The organism is Pseudomonas sp. P867 (assembly GCF_019891455.1).
Classification (GTDB): domain Bacteria; phylum Pseudomonadota; class Gammaproteobacteria; order Pseudomonadales; family Pseudomonadaceae; genus Aquipseudomonas; species Aquipseudomonas synxantha_A.
The window spans coordinates 420,734-437,045 of sequence record NZ_JAFLXB010000004.1; the positions used below are offsets into that span (position 1 = coordinate 420,734).

General features: G+C 61.9%; 12 protein-coding genes. All 12 read right to left on the minus strand.

Features of this window, described 5'->3' with window-relative positions:
• Positions 1-9: 9 nt before the first annotated feature.
• A complete protein-coding gene (locus tag J1G33_RS10595) occupies positions 10-1,731 on the minus strand; it encodes a ShlB/FhaC/HecB family hemolysin secretion/activation protein (RefSeq protein WP_223018057.1) in 1,722 nt (573 codons plus the stop codon).
• 478 nt (positions 1,732-2,209) lie between these two features.
• Positions 2,210-2,692: a poly-beta-1,6-N-acetyl-D-glucosamine biosynthesis protein PgaD gene (gene pgaD / locus J1G33_RS10600; protein WP_078819978.1), complete on the minus strand. Its 483-nt coding sequence runs from the start codon at positions 2,690-2,692 to the stop codon at positions 2,210-2,212.
• A 2-nt stretch (positions 2,693-2,694) separates the two neighbouring features.
• Positions 2,695-4,035, minus strand: coding sequence for a poly-beta-1,6-N-acetyl-D-glucosamine synthase (pgaC, locus tag J1G33_RS10605; RefSeq protein ID WP_216090544.1), 1,341 nt, complete (start codon positions 4,033-4,035; stop codon positions 2,695-2,697).
• Positions 4,036-4,037: 2 nt separating this feature from the next.
• The gene (pgaB, locus tag J1G33_RS10610) at positions 4,038-6,041 is read right to left on the minus strand and encodes a poly-beta-1,6-N-acetyl-D-glucosamine N-deacetylase PgaB (protein WP_032878493.1); all 2,004 of its coding nucleotides are present in this window, start codon (positions 6,039-6,041) and stop codon (positions 4,038-4,040) included.
• A 12-nt stretch (positions 6,042-6,053) separates the two neighbouring features.
• Complete coding sequence (gene pgaA / locus J1G33_RS10615) at positions 6,054-8,534, minus strand: poly-beta-1,6 N-acetyl-D-glucosamine export porin PgaA (protein ID WP_223018058.1); 2,481 nt, start codon at positions 8,532-8,534, stop codon at positions 6,054-6,056.
• Positions 8,535-8,872: 338 nt separating this feature from the next.
• Positions 8,873-10,369: a YdgA family protein gene (locus tag J1G33_RS10620; protein ID WP_223018059.1), complete on the minus strand. Its 1,497-nt coding sequence runs from the start codon at positions 10,367-10,369 to the stop codon at positions 8,873-8,875.
• Positions 10,370-10,515: 146 nt separating this feature from the next.
• On the minus strand, positions 10,516-11,148 hold the full coding sequence (locus J1G33_RS10625) for a hypothetical protein (RefSeq protein ID WP_032878496.1): 633 nt from the start codon (positions 11,146-11,148) through the stop codon (positions 10,516-10,518).
• Positions 11,149-11,229: 81 nt separating this feature from the next.
• Positions 11,230-12,672, minus strand: coding sequence for an efflux transporter outer membrane subunit (locus J1G33_RS10630; RefSeq protein ID WP_032878497.1), 1,443 nt, complete (start codon positions 12,670-12,672; stop codon positions 11,230-11,232).
• Complete coding sequence (locus J1G33_RS10635) at positions 12,669-13,559, minus strand: efflux RND transporter periplasmic adaptor subunit (RefSeq protein WP_032878498.1); 891 nt, start codon at positions 13,557-13,559, stop codon at positions 12,669-12,671. The genes J1G33_RS10630 and J1G33_RS10635 overlap by 4 nt, the downstream gene beginning before the upstream one ends.
• Entirely contained in the window at positions 13,556-13,765 is a 210-nt protein-coding gene (locus tag J1G33_RS10640; RefSeq protein ID WP_003187469.1) for a DUF1656 domain-containing protein, read from the minus strand. Before J1G33_RS10640 ends, J1G33_RS10635 begins: the two co-directional genes overlap by 4 nt.
• Positions 13,762-15,840 (minus strand): FUSC family protein, encoded by a 2,079-nt coding sequence (locus tag J1G33_RS10645; protein WP_223018060.1) that lies wholly within the window; start codon positions 15,838-15,840, stop codon positions 13,762-13,764. Before J1G33_RS10645 ends, J1G33_RS10640 begins: the two co-directional genes overlap by 4 nt.
• A complete protein-coding gene (locus tag J1G33_RS10650; protein WP_005783580.1) occupies positions 15,837-16,256 on the minus strand; it encodes a MarR family transcriptional regulator in 420 nt (139 codons plus the stop codon). Before J1G33_RS10650 ends, J1G33_RS10645 begins: the two co-directional genes overlap by 4 nt.
• Positions 16,257-16,312 lie beyond the last annotated feature (56 nt).

A 16,312-nucleotide genomic window follows, 5' to 3' on the forward strand; every position in this document is an offset into this window, starting at 1 on the left:
GGCGTTGAATTACAGGAAAAAATCCATGCGGAAGTAGATCGGCGCTTCGCGCTCGGTGACTACACCGGGTCTTTCTAACGAATGAGCAAAGGTCACGCTGGTGCTCACGTGTTTGCCACGGGCGAACAGCTCCAGGGAGTTGCTGGACACCCGGCCATGAACGTTGTCGTTATAGCGGTCGTTGCGGATCACGCCCTGGTCGTAACCGACGCTGGCGCCGTATTCGAAGAAGGCCGGGCGCATCCAGTCGAGGGTCACCGGGCGTGCCCAGCGCACTTCGTTGCGCCAGTAGCCGCCGCTGTCGCCGGTCAGCAATTGGTCCTTGAAACCGCGCACCGAGGCCGAGCCGCCGAGGCTCATACGCTGCGGCGAAAACAGCGGGTCTTCACTGCGTTGCCCGGTGGCCAGGCTGCTGAAGCTGAACGACTCGCCCCACAGGCTGAACGGTTGCAGGTAGCTGACGGTGGCGGTGTATTTGCGGTAGCGCGAGTTCGGTTGGCGACGGCCCGCAGGGTCACGCTCGTCTTGGGCCTGGGCGTCGAGCAGGCCGATGCCGCTTTGCATGCCCAGGTCCAGGTTGACGAAGGCACTGCCGATGCGCCGCCCGTGGTTGACGCCCAGTTGCAGTTCGCTGAGGCGGTTGCTGCTGGGTGCGGTGCGCACGTCGAGGATGTAGTTGTTGGTGCGCAGGTGCGCCAGGCCGACGTTGACCGAGGTCTTGCTGACGTCGTCGCGATGGATCACCCGCTCGGCGCGCAGTTGGTGGTTCTGGTTGTCGCCGTCCTGCTTGTATTTGAAGCCGTCGGCGATGCCGTAGGTGCGGTAGTCGCTCTCGCTGTAGGTGTAGCTGAAGTTCCACCAGCCCCAGGGCACGTTGTAGTAGAGCATGGTGTTCTTCGAGGTTTTCTGGTGGTCGCTGATGGCGTCGTGGCCGCCGCGCAGCATCAGTTGGTCGCCCAGGCCGAGTGGGCTGTCCCACTCCAGGCCAACGCCCCATTGCTGTTCGCCGGTGCTTTTCTGCCCGTCGTTGTTGCGCGACAGGCTGGCGCGCCAGGGCTTTTGCGCGGTGTTCTTGACCACCACGTCGCTACCGCCGATCTGCTTGCCGGGGGTGAGCTCCATCTGTGCTTGTTTGGACGGCAGGCGGTTGAGCTGGTCCACCAATTGCTCGATTTCACGCAGGTTCAGCGCTTCACCGACCTTGCCGGGAAAGGCCATGGCCAGTTCGCGGTCGGTCACTGTGCTGCCTTCGGCGCTGCGCAAGGCTTCGAGTTTGCCTTCCACCACCAGCACTTGCAGGTGGCCGGTGGAAAGGTCCTGTTGCGGCAGGTAGGCACGGCTGGTAACGCGGCCTTTGCCGAGGTAGTAGTCGGTGATGGTTTTGAGCAAATCGTTAAGCTGCGACACGCCCAGGCATTGGCCGATGTAGGGCTTGAGCAGGCGCTCGCGCTCGGGCGCCGGCAGGCTGTCAGCACCTTTGAGTTCGATGGTTTTGATCGCGAAGCACCGAGTGTCGGCAGGGCTTGCCGGGGCTTGGGGCTTTTCCGCTTTGCCGGGCAGGTCCTGGAGTTCCTGCAGACGCCGCTGCTGCTCTTCGAGCAGGCGATTCTGCCGGTCGCGGATCAAGTCCTGATCGCCAGGCGTGGGGGCGGCGGATGCACTGTTCAGGCTCAGGCAGGTGAGCAGGAACGTGCAGAGAAGAAACCGAGTCCGTGGCAATAACGAAGACATGTTCGATCCATCGAAAATCAAGGGCCGCGAAACTAACATCGAACTTCCAGCTAGCCTAGAAACGGGCGAAGTTGGGCCGTTCGCTGAAATAGTCTTCAAGCTATTGATTAATAGAGATAAATTTTCATCAAAAGGGCCAAGCCTTTTCACCGGAAGTGATTATTCCGACAAGTGGCAGCGATTTTGATGGCAATTCGACGAAGGGTTTTTTGATTGCCATTATTTAGCCATCAAGTTTCGTCGAGTTAGGTTAGTACCGAGGAAAGGAGAAAAGTTCGCGGGGGTTTTGTGAATTGGATCCCATTTATCGGAATTCCAAGGAGAGGGTTGGACCACTGCAATCTAAACGGTGGGAAATAACCAATGTGGGAGGGGGCTTGCTCCCGATAGCGGTGTGTCAGTCATATATCTGGTGACTGACACTCTGCTATCGGGAGCAAGCCCCCTCCCACATTGTGTACTCGCAGCATTGAGGATGTCAGCCAATGCCCTTGTCTTTGTCGGCCCCGGGCACCAGGGTCAGACCGGGGCGCTCGACGTCGCGGGAGACATGGGACTTCACGTCTTCCACTCCGCCCTCCTCGTCGTTGTGGATCACCAGCACGCCGGGTTTGCGAAACTGCTCCAGGTGGCCATCGCCCAGGTTGAAGCTTTCACTCAGGTGCTTGTCGCTCAGGGCATTGGCCTCTGCGCGGCGCTGGGCAAACTGGCGGCCGCGGCGCTGTTGATAGCGCGCCCAGCCGATCAGGATCAACGCGTTGAACAAGGCGATCCACAGGTAGATCTGCAAGGTGTTGAGCGCGGCAAAGATCGGCGCCTCGATGCGTGGGCCGCCATGGGTTTCGAGCATGGCGCCGATGCCACGCGCCAGCAGCCAGACTAGCCCGCCCCAGGCCAGCAGGGTCAGCAACACATCGATGATCCACATCACAGGGCTCTGGCGAGTTCTGACCAGTTTCATGCTCACGCCTCCTCTTGGGCAGGTTTGATACCACGGTCCGGGCTGACCCAGCGTGCGCGTTTTTGATGCTGGTTGAACAACACCTTGGGAAAGCTGACCAGGGTGGTGAACAGGCTCACCAGCCAGAACACCATCGGGTACCACACGGTCCAGAACAGGGTTTTCCACAGGTCTTTTTCGTAGCGCCGGTCAATCAGGATGCTGACCGCAAACTGCAGCAGGCACACCATCGCCAGCACCAGGCCGGTAAACGCGGGTGGCACCAACGAGTCCACGGTAATCGCCGCCGGCAGCGTGACGAATTTACCCACGGCCCAGAAGATCACCGACAGCAGGAAGGTGAAGGCCCAACCGGTGGACAGGCAGTATTCGAACAGCAGCGGCCACAGGTAGCGATGGCGCCATTGCCAGATGCCGCGAATATTCTTGAACAGCACTTCGGCGCCGCCCTGGGCCCAGCGCAGGCGCTGTTTCCACAGGCCGCCGACGGTCTCGGGCATGAGAATCCAGCACAGGGCACGCGGCTCGTAGAAGATCGACCAATGATCCAGTTGCAGCTTCCAACTGACATCGATGTCTTCGGTGATCATGTCGGTGCTCCAGTAGTCGATGCGGTCCAGCGCCTTCTTGCGAAACGCCACCACCACACCCGAGACCGTGAAGATCCGTCCGAACACCCGCTGGGTGCGCTTGATCAAGCCGATGATCGAGGAGAACTCACCGACCTGCACCCGCCCGATCAGGGTGGAACGGGTACGGATGCGCGGGTTGCCGGTGACGGCGCCCAGGCGCGGGTTGTCGAGCATCGGCGCGACCATGTAGGCCGCCGCGTTCTTGTCGAGCAACGCATCGCCATCGATGCACACCAGGTATTCGCTGCGGGCGGCCACCGCCCCCATGCGCAGGGCCACGGCCTTGCCCTGGTTCTGCGCCAGGTGCAGCACGCGCAGGCGTGGGTGTTGCAGTGCCAGGGCATCGAGTACCGCTGCGGTGTTGTCGCTGGAGCCGTCGTTGACCGCGATCACTTCGATGTTTGTGTACACCTGGGCCAACGCGGCCGCCATGGTGTCAGCGACGTTATCGCCTTCGTTGTAGCAAGGGATGATGATCGAAATCAGCGGGTTACCGGCCAGGGTCGGCGCCGGGGTGTCTTCCTCCCACGGCCAATGGCGCTCCCAGTGCAGCCAGAAGTACAGGCCGCCGGCGATCCACAGCGCCGACATGAACAGCGGGTAGAAGAACACGAAGTCCATCAGGAACTGCCCGGTGATCAGGAAGATCAGGCCCAGAGGCAAGCCCAATACCAGCGCCAACACGAATAGAGCCAGGATTCTGTCGAACATGATCAAGGATTCCATTGGTTGGAGAGGGCCGGACGTATCGTCTTCAAGTCCGGGGAGTTTTCCAGGAAGTTGTCCGGGTAGTAGCCGAAACTGGTGACGCCCTGGCGTTTGAGTACACCCATCCACTCTGCCAATTGCTCAGCGCTGATATCCGGCGCGGCTTGGGTGCGCCAGTCTTTGGCTTGCAGTTCGAAGACGGTCTTTTCAAGTGCGCCGGGGCGTGCCTTGACCGTGGCCACCAGCTTTTCCAGCCAGGCATTGGAGTCTTTCAGCGACTGGCCTTCCATCAGCGGCATGGCCATGGGCGCCGTCCAGTCGTAGGTCTTGAGGAAGTCATCGAGGTTCTGCGCAAACCAGGCTTCGCTGCCGGGGTTGAGCATCGGCTCGGCGAAGATATTGCGAGCGGTGAGGATCTGCGGGCCGCGAATGGCGCGCACCTTCACGGTCAGCTCGTTGGTGAAATCGGTCAGGTAGCGGCTCTTGAAGCGAGTCCAACGCTGCATCACCGCAGGGTCGGCACGCAACGCAGCGATATTGTCCGGCAAGCCCTGGGCAGCATAGGCCTTGAGTGCGGCGGGGCTGGCGTCTTCAAAGTCGCTTAGCAGCGCATCGTCGTGATACAGCACGCCGTCGATGGCACTGTTGCTGGTACGCGCCAGGTCTTCGTAGATCTCACCGATGAGCTGCCGCACTTTCGGATCAAAGGGCGACAGGCGCTTGTATTGATCCGGATCGGTAGCAACCTTGCCGGTCTGCGGGTCCCAGCGGGTCACGCGTGGCAGCTTGGCGTCGAGGGCAAAACTGAGCACCGGCATCCACGCAAACACGCTGGCGTGGGCACGGGTATGCAACTGCCAGGAAACGCGGTTGAACAGGTCGGCGCGCATCGGCAGGTGGCGGTTGGGGAAGTACACCGAATGCACCAGGCCATCACCCTTGGGGTCGGCGTAGGCTTGCAGAAACACCGTGACGGCGCCCATGTCCACCACGCGCTGCACCAGCACATCGAGGTTGTGCGCCTGTTGAACCGGGTCGGGGTCATAGACGTGATCCAGGTCCACATGCACGACGCGCAACGGAGCCTTGGCCTGAACCGAAACCATGCTGCTGGCGAAGTGTTCCCCATCCGGGTCGGAGGCCACCAAAAAGCGCGGGCTGTTCATCAGCTTGTTGGAATCATCCAACCCGTCGTCCAGCGTAAGCGCCATCTCATAGCCGTGTTCACCGACCACCGCCAGGGTGGTGCCATCGGCCGCGCCATACGGCCATACCCATACCCGTGGAGCCTTGCCAGTGACGGTACGAATTTTATTGGAAATGGCTGCTACGTCAGTACGCATCCGCGCCTGGAACTGCGCTTCGGTTTCATAGCGACCGGTCGCCGGGTCATAGCGGCGCGTGGTGGCCGCGGGTTCAAGGTTGCCCTGGGGATTGGCGAGTATGCCTTTGTGATTGGCGTCGGTATGGGCGGCGATTTCCACCAGGCCCGATCGGGACACTTCGCGAATCTGCTGCCAGGTCAGGAAGTCGCCCCGTGGGCGCGGTGTACCGGCGAAGTCCACCGGCTGGTTCAGCGGCGTGTCGATCCAACTGCCCACCGGCGCCAGCACGGCCGGCCAATTGTAGGCCCGCAAGATCGGCATCACGCGGGTGTAGAAGCTGGAATAGCCGTCATCGAAGCTGAGCATCACGGCCTTGGGCGGCAGTGTCGGCCCGCCCCGGCGCGCAGCAAGGACTTGATCCACGCTGACCGCCTGGTAACCGTTCTCGCGCAGCCAGGCCAATTGCTCGATCAAGCGCTCGGTACGCACCGCCACCACGGCCTGGTCAGGGTCGTTGTCCGAGACGTCGTGGTAGGCAATGCCCAGGAAATGGTTCTTCGGCCACGGCGCTTCGCTGGCCAGTGTCGGGCGCTCGGCAGGTGGAACGAATGGCGCGGGTTGCTGGGCACATGCGGCGGCCAGCATTACACCCAGGACCAGAAAAAAACGACTGAGGAGGGTCATGGTCAGGCTCTTCTAGAAACGGTAAGTGAGGTCCAGGAGCAGGCGCAAATCGCGTTCGCGCTCGCCGTCGTAAGGTCGGCTGACCAGGCTCAGGTTGGCGCCGGCTTCCAGCACGTCATTCCAGCGAAAGCGTTGGCCGTACCCGATCAAGCCGACGCCGCCGGTGGAGTAATCCTTTTGGCTATAGGTACCCGCACCGAGCTGGAACTGCTGACTCCACTGGGTTTCGTAGCGGTGATAAAGCACATGGTTGACGTTGACGGTGGGCAACACACTGAAGTCGGACTTGGGGTTGAAGTAGATCGTGTCTTCCTTGCTGTTGCGGCTGGCACCGACTTCCAGGCCCAGCTCTACTTGCACTTTGGGCGAGTTGTAGATGCCTTCGCGACCGGTGAGCAAGGCTTCGACGCGGTCGTTGCCATCGCTGAAATGCGACGGGCTGACGGCCAGTTTCCACTCCCGGCTTTCGTTGGCGCGCCAGCGGATAAAACCGCTGCCGCCGTTGGCCGTGACACCTTCATTCAACGCCCGCAACGGTGTGGTGTTAAGCAGGTAGCCAAGGCTGCCGCCGTATTGCCAGTGGTCGTTGATGTCGCGAGCGATCGACACGCTCGCGCCTTGTTTGGCGCCATCGCCATAGGAGTGGTTGGACACTTCGGCTTCGATGGTCATATCGCGGGTGCGCCGCTCCACGCCCACACGCTGCCAACGGTGATGGCCGGTACCTTCGGCGAAATCGGCAGTGCCATAACCGACACCGGCGAACAGGCGCCAGTCCTCGTCGATGGGTGGGGTGTAGATCACGCTTTCTATGCCCCAGTCACGGCTACCCGACACCGCGCCGGCCTCTTGGTTGTTGCCGCCACCGAAGCTTTTGCCGGTGTAGGCTTCCACCCGCACTTCGGCCATGTCGTGCACGTCGCGCAGGCGTTTGAGGCGCTGTACCTGGCGGTTGTCCGGGTTACGGGCGACGACGTCATCGGTGAGCAGGTCGAGTTGCCGCCATTCCTGCAAGTCCAAGGCCGTGAAGCCTTGGGACATTTCCACCCCGATGTCACGGGGGCTCTGGTTTTCGGTCTCCTTGAGGGAGTCTTCAGCGCGTCTGGGCCATTCACGGGCACGGTACATTTCTGCCTGTGCCAAACGTACACCGATGCTGCCGGGAGCTTTGCTCCCCAGGTCTTCCAGCGCTTGTTCGCTGGCATTCAGGTCGGCGCCATAGGTACCGGCCTGGGCCGCCAATTGCTGGGCGTCCATCCATTCGTCGTTAGGGTTGCCGATAGGCAAACCCTTGAGTTCAACCCGAGGTTTCTCGGTGCTGGCCAGCTGCGTGGCGACCGCACGCGCCTCATCCACCTGATCGTTTTCCAACAAGGCGTAGAACAGGGCGGTGCTGTCTTTGACATGATCACCGACGTCGGCATCCGCTGCAGTCAGCGCCTGGCGATACAGCGGCGCGGCTTTTTCCGGCAGGCGCTGGTCGAGGTAGGATGCGGCGACCCAGCGCACGGCGTAGGTCGGCAACTGCACGCCTTGGGCGGTGAGCACTTCGTATTCGCGAATCACCTCAGCGGTGCGTGCACGGGCCTTGAGTGCCCCAAGCCGGTCGATACGCCAGCGCACGACGTCGTCGTGGGCAGTTGCGTCCGGAGCCCAGCGGCTGATCAGCTTGTCGTAATCCTGCAGGGCGCGATCGGCGATGACGTAGCGTTCTTTTTCGGTACGCGTAGCGAACTCGGCCATGCGCACACGCTCGGCGGCAAGGTCGCCTTCCAGGCGGCGCTGGGTGACCGCGTCCACCAGGCCCGGGCGCTTGGCCGACAGGCGCAGGGCGGCTTCGGGCAAGCGAGCCTTTTGCAGGGCGACGATGTATTCACGGGCCACTTCCGGTTTGTCGCCGGCACGGATAAAGGCTTGGTCGAACTCGAACAAGGCGTCGTAATTCAAGCCGGCGCGTGTCAGCGCATAACCCAGGGCCATGCGGCGGTTCGGGTCATTGGGTTGCGCCGCCACCATCGTGCGCAAGCGTTGCACCGCTTCGTTGGCCTTGCCGCCATCGGCCTGGGTCAGGGCCTGGCCCAGTTGCAAGTCGACGTTATTCGGTTCACGCAGCAGAGCCTGGCGATAGACCGCTTCGGCCTGAGCCCATTGTTTTTGATTGCGATAGGTGCGCGCCACCGTGGCAAGTGCCTGGGTGGTGAGGTTGCGGTGCTTGCCTTGTGCTTCGTACACCTTGAGCACTTCGTCGTCTTGCCCGGCCCAACCGGCAATCACCAGGTGGTCACTGACCTGGCCTGGGGTTTGGCGTTCGGCAGACAGTTGGCGCAGTTGCGTCAACGCCGGCGTGAAGTGACCGTTGCGGGCCTGGATGATCAGGGCATCGTAGGCGGGATCGGCAAACGCAAGGCCAGGAACCAGCAATTGGCTGCACAGGGCGGCCCCGATAAGCAGACGCAACCGGCCTGAAGCACTGTAGGGGAGGTTTCGCAGCATATCGTGAGCTTCCTTACACACGGAAAGCCCTAACGATAGATGGTCCTGAGCAAAACGCATCAGGGTGTCGGCGTCTCGGGACCCGACCTAGCTTTCCTGTAAGAACTATCTCTTAGCGAAGTAGGGGGAAGTACAATTCAGAACAATTGTTCAGAATTGTGCGGTCGCGATTTTTTGCCCTCACACAAAACGAATGTGGGAGCCGGGTTTGTGTGGGAGCCGGGCTTGCCCGCGATGCAGGCACCGCGGTCTTTCAGCCAGACCGGGGCGATGCTATCGCAGGCAAACCAGCTCCCACACAAGCCTGCCCCCACATTTTTTTACTGCATTTTCAGCGCTTACTGGGCGCCGCTCACCGCATCGACTTTCGACATCACAAAGCCAATGAACTGCTCAACGGTCATCTTCTGGCCGTTGAAAGTCACTTCGTTGTTGGCGTAGTGCAGCTTGGAGACCACATCGGTACCCTCCAGGGTTGCCAGTTGCGTGCCGACTGCCATGCCGCTGACCATCTCAGCCGCCATCTGCGATTGCTGCTCGATGGCTTTGGGGTCAGTCACTCCACCGACCTGGGCTTGCAGGGCGGCTACGTCGCTGATCATTGGCTTGGACAGGGTCAGGTTGGCATCCAGCAGCGCAATCATCTGCTTGCCCAGTTCAACCGGCGGCAGCTCCATGGACGTCGGCTTGGCCAGGTCCACAACCAGGTTGAACTTGCTTTCGCCGTGGGTGGTTTTAAGCGACAGGTTTTCCACCGCCAGTTGCGGCTTGGCAGCCAGTACCTGGTTGACGTTGGCTTCGGCCAGGGCCTGCTCGGCTTCGGTCAATTGCAGTTCCGGCACGGGTTGGCCAGCGGCGGCCGCGGCTTGCACCGGCTGCATCTTGTCCTGGTAGAGCTTGGTCAGCACCAGCATCGCCGGGATATCGACATTCTTCATGCTCACGGCCATGGCGGCCGAGCCGACCGGTTTGCCCTGATAACCGATCTCGTCGATCTTGTAGTCTACGCGACCGGCCAGGTTGTTGTCCTTGGCTTGGGTGGAGTCTTTCTGCTCGAAGCCCTTGAGGGTCAGCACGGCTTTCTGCGGGCCGAAGGTGACCTTGGTATCGGTCAGTTCCACGGTGTTCTGGCCGGTGTAGAAGCCAAAGGTGGATTTCTCCAGGTTGCTGGCAACAGTCAGGCCAGCCAGTTCCGCTTCGAACGGTGCGCCATTGGCATCGATCGCCGCGACCTTGAGGCTGTTCATGAAGCCATCAGCCTTGACCTTCTGGCCTTCGGCGCTGCTGTCGAATTCCAGGTTGGCGCCAGAGAAGCTCACCGAGGAGGTGTCGTCCTTGAACTCAAGCGGCAGCAATTCGATGTTGCCGCTGACCGAACGGCTGTAGCCGATGTTCGCCACGCCTTTGAGCGGCGACACGTCTTTGCTGGCGGCGAACCATTTTTCAGTGGTGGGGTTCTTTTCCAGTTCGTAGTGACTGGTGGCCATGACCGGCAACCACTTGAGGGTCACCAGGCGCGAGAACGGCAGCGGGCCGTGCTCGATATGGTCGACGAACAGCAACTCAGGGTTCGGGTTGTCTTCACCGAACACGCTGCCCTGGCCCTTGAGGCGATAGTGCGCCGTGCTGCTGAACACGCCACGGTCCAGAGACACCAGTTCCAGAGCCACGCTGCCGTCGACGCCGGCCATGGAGGTCTGCAACTCTTTGTTGGCGTTCTGGATGGCGGTTTGCAGGACCGGCTCCAGTTGTTTACCGGTGTACCAGGCGCCGCCCGCACTGACGGCGCCGATGGCGACAACAAAACCCAAGAAAACAACTGCTGGCTTATTCATGAAGTGACCTGATCAAATCCTGTGAGAAGTGGGCTGTCTTCCTTGAACCCCGAAGGGGTTGGCTCAAGCCCGCCGAAAACGGGGGAAGATTAGCACTGGCGAGCGCAAACGGCCCAGCCTTTCAGAGGGATCAGTTCCGTAGGAGTTCAGGAGTACTCCAGCTCGATTTCGTCCAACTGGTGATCAAAACTCTTCAAGCGGGCGGTCCAGGTGTACACCAACACCTCAAACTCGCGGTGGATCACGGCATTGCCGGGGGTGTCGGCCTTGGGGTCGCAAAAATCCAACTGGTAGCGCTCGCGGGCCATTTGCGTGGCCACGTCGGACAATTCCCGCGCGTTATCCAGCCAGTGCCTACCGTCAGCAACCTGCCGATCCAGCAACACGCACTGCTTTTTCAGGACTTCGAGGCTTTTTTCCAGCGGCGTGCCGGTGAGGTCGCCCATGACCTCCTGGAAGGTGCGCCCGGGCTGCCAGTAGCTGCCCCAGAAATAGCGGTCGAATACGGTTTCGACGCGGCGCAGGGCAACCTTGGTGTCCCAGATCGCGACGCGGGTCTTGCCTTGCTCGAGGAGCTTTTTCTTCACTCGCTGGTTTTGATAAGACGCCCAGGCCACCACGCCGATGGACAAGGTGCCGATCACCAGGCAGGCGCTGTCCAGGAACACCATGGCCTTGTCGAGTTGATGGGCGAGCATGACACCGTAGAAATACGCGGCCGATAACAATACCAGTGCGAAGAGCACGCACCAGAAAGCGGGAGCATAAGGGTTTTTCATTATTGGAATCCCCATGAGCAAACGCGAGCTTTGTCGGGTGAGACGTCACGGCGCCTCACCTGACAAAGCATAGCAATCACCTCACGGTTTGCCGGGTTTTACCCCTTGCGTTCGTCCGCTTTCCCAGCCGCCGCCCAGGGCCAGGAACAGATCGATCTGGCTCATGGCAACCTGGGTGTTGGCCGTCGCCAATTGCGCGCGCATATCGGTGTAGGTGCGCGTGGCTTGCAGGTCGGCCAGGAACGATTCGCGGCCGGCCTGGAAGAAGCGATGGGTCTGGCCGGCAGCTTCTCGCGCCGACTGTTCGGCTTCGGCCAGGGCGTCGCGGCGCTGCAACACCGCAGTGTATTGCGCCAGGCCGGTCTGGGTTTCGCGGATGGCATTGAGCACCACGCCGTCGAAGTGTGCCAAAGCGCCCTGGGTCGCAGCTTCGGCTTCATGGATACGCGCACGGGCGCCGTTGGTCGGCACAGTCCAACTGATCATCGGGCCAAAGCCCCAGCGATTGGTGGCCGGTGTGCCGAGGTTTTCCAGCAGGCCCACGGTGCCTACCGTGGCGCCGATGCTGATATCCGGATACAGCGCGCCGGTGGCCACGCCGATTCGTGCGGTCGCGGCAGCCAACTGGCGCTCAGCCTGGCGCACATCAGGGCGACGTTTGAGCAGCGTGGCACCGTCGCCCACCGGCAGCAACTGGGCGATGTGTGGCAGCTCGGCGCAGGTGCCAGTGCCGGCCGGCAGTTGGTCTACGGGCTTGGCCAGCAGCATCGACAGGCGGAACAGTGCGGCCTGGCGCGAGGCTTCATAGCGCGGAATGTCGGCGCGCAGGGATTTGTATTGGGTTTGCGAGCGGGTCACCTGGGTTTCGTCGCCGCGCCCGGCATCCCGCAGGCGCTGAGTCAGCTTGGTGCTCTGCGCTTGCAGGTCGAGGGATTCGTTGGCAATCGCCAGCTCTTCGTTGGCCGCGCACACCTGGGTGTAGGAACGCACCACATCGGCCACCAGGGTGATGCGAGCGATATCGGCTGCCGCCTGGGTTGCATCGGCGCTGGCCTTGGCGCTTTCGATGCCGCGCTGCAAGGTGCCGAACAGGTCGAACTGATAGGACGTGGTGATACCGACGCTGCCGATATTGCCGACCGGGACTTTGTCCGGCAGCAAAAATGCTTCGCCAGATTCCTGCAAGCGCTGGGCCTCGGCCTTGGCGCCGGCACTCCAGCCGCCGGCGGATTCAGCCTGCTGCACTTGGTAACGCGAACGCTGCAAGTTGGCGGCGGCCACGCGCAGGTCGGTGTTGGAGGCCATGGCCTGCTGCACCAGCTGGTCCAGGCGCGGGTCGTTATACAGCTTCCACCAATCGGCCGGAACCGGCGCCGAGACCACGTTGCTGCCCTCGCCCATGATCGGTCCTTGCAGGTCGCCACGGTTGACTGCGGCCTGCTCCGGCAGTTTGTAATCCGGGCCCACTACTTGGCAGGCCGACAGCAACAACCCCAGGGAAGCGGTTGCCAGAAGCCGCTTCATGGTTTGTCCCCGTCTTTAACCTTGTCGTCGATGATCGACACCGTCGCCGTGCGCCCGGCGATCATGCGAAAGTCCGCCGGCACATCGTCAAAGGCAATGCGCACGGGGATCCGCTGGGCCAGGCGCACCCAGCTGAACGCCGGGTTGACGTTGGGCAGCAGGTTCGAGCCGCTGCTGCGGTCGCGGTCTTCGATACCGGCGACGATGCTCTGCACATGCCCGTGCAGTCGAGCGTTGTCGCCGATCACGCGGATGTCCACGCCCATACCGACGTGGATGCCGTCGAGCTTGGTCTCTTCGAAGTAGCCGTCGATATGGAAGGAATTGCTGTCCACCACCGACAGCACCGGGCGCCCGGCAGTGACGAACTCCTGGGTGCGCGGTGCGCGGTCGTTGACGTAGCCGTCCACGGGGCTGCGGATCACCGAGCGGTCGAGGTTGAGTTGGGCGGAGTCCACCGTCACTTGCGCTTCGGCCAGGGCGGACTGGGCGCGAGCCACGCGGGACTGGCTTTCTTCCAACTGCTCGCTGGGCACCAGGTTGCCGAGGCCACGGTTACGCTTGTACTCGCGCTGGGCCTGGGCCAGGGTTTCCTGGCGGTCGGCCACGGCGGCCTGGGCTTGGCGCAGGGCCAGCTTGAAGCGGTCCTGGTCGACGGCAAAGAGCACCTGGCCTTTGGTCACCAACTGGTTGTCACGCACGTCCACCCGCTGGATCAGCCCGGAGACGTCCGGGGCGATCTGCACGATGTCGGCGCGGATGTGGCCGTCACGGGTCCAGGGGGCAAACATGTAGTACATGACCATGCGCCACACAACGACGACCGCGAAACTCACGATCAACAACGTCAGGACGACACGGCCGATAGTCAAAAAAGGTTTTTTCATGTCATCAAATATCGACTGAGTGAGTCCACCGCGCCCAGCAACAGCGCGTACAGCCCCACATTGAACAATGCCCGGTGCCAGACCAGGCGATAGAAGTGCATGCGCGTCAACAGCCCGTGCACCACCAGAAACAACACATAGGTAATGCCCATCAGCACCAGCAGCGTAGGCAGGAACACCCCGCTGATATCCAGATCACCGATCATAAAGGCGCTCCATCGGGTAGCGGCGCTTCCATTTCCGTGCCGCCAATGAATTCCACACCGGGCAACAACGCCAGGCGCAGGCCGGCCAAGGCGTGCAGCAGGTGCAGGCGGGTGTCGTCTTCGTCTTGCAGGCCCTGGCCGTTGAGGGCGCGGCGCGTACGGTCCAGGGTCATCAGCAGACCGCTGGGTGCGGGCAAGCGTTCACCGGCCTTGAGGCACGCTTTGAAGTAACCGCCCACCCCTTCCACCACCTGGTTGAGCAACACCCGTGGCACACCGAGGATGCGCGGCGAGTAGGCCAGCAGGTCGAGCAGGTTCAGCGCTACGCGCAGGTCGCGCAGGGCGCTGCCGGTGTCTTGGCCGGTAAGGGCCAGGCGCGGCAGGTGTTGCATCAGGCGGTCGAGCATTTGTGCGGCCATGTGCCGGTGTTCGTTCAGGGTTGCGGGCTCGGTCAGGCCAACGATGTCACGCCAGCTGAAACGGGTCAGGCGCTTGGCCGCCAGTTCGGCGCCGAAGGGCCGGGCGATCAAGGTCCACACAAATGCGAACAGCAGGCCCACGGGCCCAGCCAGGTTGACGTTGGCGAAGTTGAGAAAATCCGCGTCATAGGCGCCCTGGATGCTGATGAACGACGAGGTGTTGACCAGCGTCAGCAACATGCCCAGGTAGAATCGTGGCTGTACCGTGAGGGTGCCGATGCAGATAAACGGCACGGCAAAAGCCAGCACCAGCATGGGGAAATCGTGCAGATTGGGCAGCACCAGAAACAGATACAGGCTGGCGAACAGCACCGACATGGCGGTCCAGAAAAAGAACCGGTAGATCTGCGGCGCCGGGTCGTCCATCGAAGCGAAGAAGCTGCAGGCGACGGCGGCCAGGATCACGGCGCTGCCGCCATCGGTCCAGCCCAGCAGGATCCACAGCACCGAGGCGACGATGATCGCGGTAACGGTGGAAAACGCCGAGTAGAACATCAGCCCACGGTCGAGAAATGGCGTGAGCCGGCCCAGGCGCCAGTGGCGGTAGACGGCGCGCCAGGTGTCCTGGCTTTCGCACTGAATGGCGGCTTGCAGGCTGCGACAGTCTTGCCACAGGTCGACCCATTCGCCGAGGCGGTACAGGGCGTTGGAGAACAGCAACGTGTGGCGGTCATCCAGCGCTTCGCCTTGGGGTTGGGCGGCATCGATCTGGTCACGCAGCACACGCCAGCGGTCCAGGGGCGCTTGTTCAGTGGTGCTTTGCAGCCAGGCGTTGGCTTCCTCCAGCAACGGTTTGAGCCGGTCGAGAAACTCCGGTGCGCGATGCTCGATGGCGTACACCGCGTCATCCAGCGCGTCGATTACCGGCAGCAGATGAATCATGCGCCCGCGCAGTTCTTTGGTGTTGCGCACCGTTTGCGGCCGCGCGCCTTCGTGGGGCAACTGGCCGATCATCAACTCAAGGGTGTTGAAGGTGGCAACCATGCCGCCGCGCAGGTTGCTGACCGCTTCAGGGTCAATCTGGCGGGTGAGGAAGCGTTGGCTATAGACCTGAGCATCGCTGAACCACTTGGCCACCGAGCCATCGAACACCGGCATCAGGCGCCGTGGCCAGAACATTGCGCCCACCACCGCTGCGACCGCGATGCCAAGGAAGATTTCTTCGGTACGCGCTTCAGCCACGTCCCACACCGCCAGGGGGTTATCCACCACTGGCAGGGCGATCAGCGGCAAGGTATAGCCGGCCAGCATCAGGGCGTAATTATTGGCCGTGCGCAGGTGCATGGAGAGGAACAGCAAGGTGCCCGTCCATAACGCGATCACCACCACCAACAGGTAAGGCGACTGCACGAACATCGGCACAAACAGCACCGCCGCCGCTGCCCCCATAAAGGTGCCAATGGCGCGGTACAAAGCCTTGGAACTGGTGGGCCCGACAAACGGGCTGGAGACGATATACACGGTAGCCATCGCCCAGTACGGACGCGGCATTTGCATCAGCATGGCGATGTACAGCGCAATCATCGACGCGGCGAACGTGCGGACCCCGTAGAACCAGTCGCGGGCGGGCGGGAAGCCGGTAAAAAATCCGTTCAAGGCGCCACAGCCTCGGCCGCTTCGAAGGCGCGCAGCACGCGCAGTGCGGCTTCCAGGTCGGTGGGCGCGATATCCACAAGGACTTCCTTGCGCAGGCGAACCAGTTGGGCTTCTACCGCCTGCACCAGTTCACGGCCGCGCTCGGTGAGGCTCAGGGCCTTGGCGCGGCGGTCGTGGATGTCTTCGGTGCGGCATACGTAGCCGTCGCCGCACAGCCGATCGAGCAGGCGCACCAATGACGGGCTTTCCATACCGGAGGCCTGGGCTACTTTGACCTGGTGCACACCGTCACCCAAGCGACCGATCATCAACAACGGCACGGCGCAGGCTTCGGAGATGCCATAGCTGACCAGCGTGGTCTGGCAGATTTTGCGCCAGTTACGGGCGCCCACCACCATGCTGCTGCTCAGGTTCATCTGAAGTTGTTCGAGGGATTGGGACACTGGATAGTTCGCATACAGTTAGTTTGCTA

Coding starts and splice junctions, on each gene's coding strand:
- J1G33_RS10620 (WP_223018059.1), bottom strand. CDS start 10,369: ATGAATAAGCCAGCAGTTGTTTTCTTGGGTTTTGTTGTCGCCATCGGC.
- J1G33_RS10625 (WP_032878496.1), bottom strand. CDS start 11,148: ATGAAAAACCCTTATGCTCCCGCTTTCTGGTGCGTGCTCTTCGCACTG.
- pgaD (WP_078819978.1), bottom strand. CDS start 2,692: ATGAAACTGGTCAGAACTCGCCAGAGCCCTGTGATGTGGATCATCGAT.
- J1G33_RS10650 (WP_005783580.1), bottom strand. CDS start 16,256: ATGAACCTGAGCAGCAGCATGGTGGTGGGCGCCCGTAACTGGCGCAAA.
- J1G33_RS10635 (WP_032878498.1), bottom strand. CDS start 13,559: ATGAAAAAACCTTTTTTGACTATCGGCCGTGTCGTCCTGACGTTGTTG.
- J1G33_RS10595 (WP_223018057.1), bottom strand. CDS start 1,731: ATGTCTTCGTTATTGCCACGGACTCGGTTTCTTCTCTGCACGTTCCTG.
- pgaB (WP_032878493.1), bottom strand. CDS start 6,041: ATGACCCTCCTCAGTCGTTTTTTTCTGGTCCTGGGTGTAATGCTGGCC.
- pgaA (WP_223018058.1), bottom strand. CDS start 8,534: ATGCTGCGAAACCTCCCCTACAGTGCTTCAGGCCGGTTGCGTCTGCTT.
- J1G33_RS10630 (WP_032878497.1), bottom strand. CDS start 12,672: ATGAAGCGGCTTCTGGCAACCGCTTCCCTGGGGTTGTTGCTGTCGGCC.
- J1G33_RS10640 (WP_003187469.1), bottom strand. CDS start 13,765: ATGATCGGTGATCTGGATATCAGCGGGGTGTTCCTGCCTACGCTGCTG.
- pgaC (WP_216090544.1), bottom strand. CDS start 4,035: ATGTTCGACAGAATCCTGGCTCTATTCGTGTTGGCGCTGGTATTGGGC.